The sequence below is a fragment of the Alcanivorax sp. HI0044 genome (genome assembly GCF_001634945.1).
Genome location: NZ_LWEZ01001343.1, coordinates 1 through 4,309, shown reverse-complemented (window position 1 = coordinate 4,309; position 4,309 = coordinate 1). Strand labels below are relative to the sequence as shown.

At 60.6% G+C, this 4,309-nt stretch carries 4 protein-coding genes; all 4 read left to right on the top strand.

The features are described from left to right. Window positions 1-186: 186 nt before the first annotated feature. The gene (locus tag A3730_RS19885) at window positions 187-1,518 is read left to right on the top strand and encodes a replication-associated recombination protein A (RefSeq protein ID WP_063519158.1); all 1,332 of its coding nucleotides are present in this window, start codon (window positions 187-189) and stop codon (window positions 1,516-1,518) included. After that, a complete protein-coding gene (locus A3730_RS19880) occupies window positions 1,518-1,925 on the top strand; it encodes a CrcB family protein (protein ID WP_231880522.1) in 408 nt (135 codons plus the stop codon). Before A3730_RS19885 ends, A3730_RS19880 begins: the two co-directional genes overlap by 1 nt. Before the next feature lie 63 nt (window positions 1,926-1,988). Beyond that, window positions 1,989-3,278, top strand: a complete 1,290-nt coding sequence (gene serS, locus A3730_RS19875; protein ID WP_063538755.1) for a serine--tRNA ligase — start codon at window positions 1,989-1,991, stop codon at window positions 3,276-3,278. Window positions 3,279-3,406: 128 nt separating this feature from the next. Continuing rightward, on the top strand, window positions 3,407-4,309 hold a 903-nt coding region (locus A3730_RS19870; protein ID WP_063538753.1), incomplete at its 3' end, for a siroheme synthase.

The window sequence follows — 4,309 nt, the reverse complement described above, 5'->3', positions numbered from 1 at the left end:
TTGCAGGATGCACTGGGCCAGCAGACCGTCATCGACTTCAAGACCCTGACCCTGAACGGCGGCATCGATAGCGGTCTGTTCCACTTCGAGCCGCCTGAAGGCACGGATGTCATTCAGCAACAACAGTAATCGAGGGTAACGGCCGGGATGCTCCGGCCGCAGCCCGGTCACCAGTAGGCGTTTTCCATGAGCGATCTTTTTGCCGCCGATGCCGCCCAGCAGGCTCAGCCCCTGGCGGCGCGCCTGCGACCTGCCCACCTGGATGACTATGTAGGCCAGCAGCACCTGGTTGGGGAGGGCAAGCCGTTGCGTCAGGCCCTGGACCGGGGGCAGCTGCATTCCATGATTCTGTGGGGCCCACCGGGCACCGGCAAAACCACGCTGGCGCTTATCATGGCGCAAACCGTGGATGCCGCGTTTATTACGCTCTCTGCGGTGTTGTCCGGGGTAAAGGATATCCGGGCCGCCGTTGAGCAGGCCCAGATTCGCCTGGGGCAGGGGCGTCGCACGGTCCTGTTTGTGGACGAGGTGCACCGCTTCAACAAAGCCCAGCAGGATGCCTTCTTGCCCCACGTGGAAGAAGGCACCATCACCTTCATCGGCGCCACCACCGAAAACCCGTCTTTTGAGCTCAACAACGCGCTGTTGTCGCGGGCGCGGGTGTATCGGCTTCGAGCATTGGCTCCTGACGATCTCAGCGGTTTGTTGGGCCGTGCACTGCAGGACCCGGCTCTTAACGGTATGCAGCTGGATGCTGATGCCCGGGAGTTGTTGCTGAACTACGCAGATGGTGATGCCCGGCGGCTGCTGAATATGCTTGAAGTCGCGGCAGATCTGGCGGATCAGGATGCACCGAAGATTGATGCAGAATTGATGCGCGAGGTGTTGCGTGATGCGGTGCGCCGTTTCGACAAGGGCGGCGACCTGTTTTACGACCAGATCAGCGCCATGCATAAATCCGTACGCGGCTCCGACCCGGATGCGGCTCTGTACTGGTTCGCCCGCATGCTGGACGGTGGTTGTGACCCGCTCTACCTTGCCCGCCGTGTGGTCCGCATGGCCAGTGAAGATATCGGCAATGCCGACCCGCGAGCACTGACGCTCTGCCTGCAGGCCTGGGATGTGCAGGAGCGATTGGGGAGCCCGGAAGGGGAGCTGGCTATCGCTCAGGCCATCGCCTACCTGGCGGTAGCGCCGAAAAGTAATGCGGTCTACAACGCCTATAATCAGGCCCGCGCGCTGGTTCGTCAGCAGCCCACCGACGAGGTGCCCCTGCACCTGCGCAATGCGCCCACCCAGCTTATGAAAGACGAAGGCTTCGGTGCCGAGTATCATTATGCCCACGATTTCCCCGAGGCCTTTGTGGCCGGGGAAAATTACTTTCCGGCAAGCCTGCAACATACCCGTCTCTATGAGCCGGTGAATCGCGGGCTTGAAATCAAGGTGGCAGAAAAACTGGCCCGCCTGCGTGGCCTGAATGCCAGTAGCGACTGGACCCGTTACGGGAAGGGGAAATAATGTCGGTATCAGCGATCACGGAAGGAGGCATGCTGCCCTGGATTGCAGTGGCCTGTGGCGGTGCCATCGGCGCCTGTCTGCGTTTTGGCACCACCTTGTGGGTGGGCGTCCCGGTGATGCCAGCCTGGCCCTGGGCCACCTTCAGCGTGAACCTGGCAGGCAGTTTTCTGTTCGGGTTGCTGGCGATCACGATGGCGAGCCTGCCAGTGGGTGATGTATGGCGGCTGGCCTTGATGACCGGCATGCTCGGCGCCCTGACAACCTTTTCCACCTTTTCGTTTGAGCTGGTGCGGATGGTGGAAGCCAGGGCTTTCTCGCTGGCGGCGGGCTATGCAATGGCGTCGGTGACGGTCTGTCTGCTGCTTGGCATGGCAGGTCTGGCACTGGGCCGACTGGTTTTTGAATAACATGGGGACGTTGAATGTTTAAACGTTCAACTCAGCCTTTTCTGATTTTGGAGTAAGAGAAACATGCTGGATATTCGTGCCCTGCGGCAGGACGGTGAAGCGATCAAAACGGCGCTGACCAAACGCGGTTACACCCTGGATCTTGACGCATTTGCGTCCCTGGATGCCAAGCGTAAGCAGGCAGACATCCGTTCCCAGGAGTTGCAGGCCGATCGCAAGAAAGCCTCCAGGCAGGTGGGCGAACTGATCAAGTCCGGCATGGCGGTGGAAGACGCCAAGTCGCAGGTTGCAGAAACCCTGCAAACCATCGATGCAGAGCTGGATCGCGAAGTGGCGAGCGCCAAGGCGATTCAGGAAGAAATCCGTGAATTTCTGATGGGGATTCCCAATGTGCCGCAAGATGCGGTGCCGGCAGGTAATGACGAAGAGGACAACGTGGAAGTGCGCCAGTGGGGCACACCGAAAACACTGCCGTTTGAACCCAAAGATCACGTGGATGTGGGCGAAGCCCTGGACGGCGGGCTGGACTTCGAGCGCGCGGCCAAACTGTCCGGCGCCCGGTTCTCCGTGATGAGCGGCGGGTTGGCTCGCATGCATCGGGCGCTGATCGATTTCATGCTCGACATGCACAGCGATGAGCACGGCTACCAGGAAGTCTATGTACCGTTTCTGGTCGGGCCGGAAGCCCTGCGCGGCACCGGGCAGCTGCCTAAATTCGCGGAAGACCTGTTCAAGATGGAAGGGGAGCGTGAGCTGTACCTGATCCCTACCGCCGAAGTACCGGTGACCAATCTGGCGGCGGACGAGATTCTTGAAGCGGACACCATGCCGCGCCGCTACACCTGCCACACGCCGTGTTTCCGTTCCGAGGCGGGCAGCCACGGCAAGGACACCCGCGGCATGATCCGCCAACACCAGTTTGAAAAAGTGGAGCTGGTGCAGATGGTGCGTGCAGAGGAATCCGATGCCGCTCTGGAAGCGCTCACCGGCCATGCCGAAGCGGTTTTGCAAAAACTGGATCTGCCTTACCGGGTGGTGATCCTGTGTGGCGGAGATTTGGGCTTTTCCTCGTCCAAAACCTACGACATCGAAGTCTGGCTGCCGAGCCAGCAGCGCTATCGGGAAATCTCTTCCTGCTCCAACTTTCAGGATTACCAGTCGCGCCGTATGCAGGCCCGCTGGCGTAATCCGGAAACCGGCAAGCCAGAATTGGTACACACTTTGAATGGGTCTGCCCTGGCAGTAGGGCGTACGCTGGTGGCGATTCTGGAGAACTATCAAAACGAAGATGGTTCCGTGACCGTGCCGGAGGCATTGCGTCCCTACATGAGAGGTCTGGAACGCCTGACGTAAGGCTGTTCTGGCGCAACGGCGGCGGATGCGGCAATGGGTGTTCGCCTATGGCAAACCTGTAACGAAGGGGTTCTGCCGTTTGCGCCAGGCGTAATGCATCTGGTGTCCGGCGTTTACCGGGAGCAAGCATGGAATTTTTACCGATCAGTTGGCGTTTGCAGGGCAAAGTGGCTCTGCTGGCTGGCGGCGGCGAAGTGGCGCTGCGTAAAGGGCGCCTTCTGCACCGTTCGGGTGCGGTAGTGAATGTGGTTGCCCCGCAAGTGTGCGATGAATTGCGCGCTATTGTGGCGCAGAGTGGCGGCGCCTGTATGGATCGTGTGTTTGCGAGCACGGATCTGGATGGGGTTGCGCTGGTCATTTGCGCCACGGACGATCGCAGCACCAATGCCGACATTGCCCGCCAGGCGCAACAGCGTGGTTTGCCCGTCAATGTAGTCGATGATCCGTCGCTGGGCGATTTCATCTTTCCTGCCATCGTGGATCGCTCTCCGGTGCTGATCAGTATCAGCTCCTCCGGCGCCTCGCCGGTACTGGCGCGTAAGCTGCGGGCCCAGCTGGAATCGTCCTTGCCTGCCCGTTGGGGGAGGCTGGCGGACCTGATGGCCCGCTTCCGTCAGCCCCTCAAAGAAAAACTCGATAATATCGGCGCGCGGCGCCTGTTCTGGGAGCAGACCCTGGATAGCCCGGTGGTGGAGAAAGTGCTGGCTGGCAAGGACAGCGAAGCGGAAGCCATGCTGGCTGCGGCCATTGAATCCGCTGATGCGGCCTGCCTGAGTCGGGGTGAGGTCTACCTGGTGGGTGCAGGTCCCGGTGACCCGGACCTGTTGACGTTCCGGGCGTTGCGCCTGCTGCAGAAAGCCGACGTGGTGCTGTACGACCGCTTGGTGGGCAAGGGTATCGTGGATCTGGCCCGCCGGGATGCGGAGTTGGTGTACGTGGGCAAGGCCCGCGATAAACACGCGCTGCCCCAGAACAACATCAATGAATTGCTGGTCCATTATGCCAAGCAGGGCAAGAAGGTGTGCCGCCTC

Coding starts and splice junctions, on each gene's coding strand:
- A3730_RS19885 (WP_063519158.1), top strand. CDS start 187: ATGAGCGATCTTTTTGCCGCCGATGCCGCCCAGCAGGCTCAGCCCCTG.
- A3730_RS19880 (WP_231880522.1), top strand. CDS start 1,518: ATGTCGGTATCAGCGATCACGGAAGGAGGCATGCTGCCCTGGATTGCA.
- serS (WP_063538755.1), top strand. CDS start 1,989: ATGCTGGATATTCGTGCCCTGCGGCAGGACGGTGAAGCGATCAAAACG.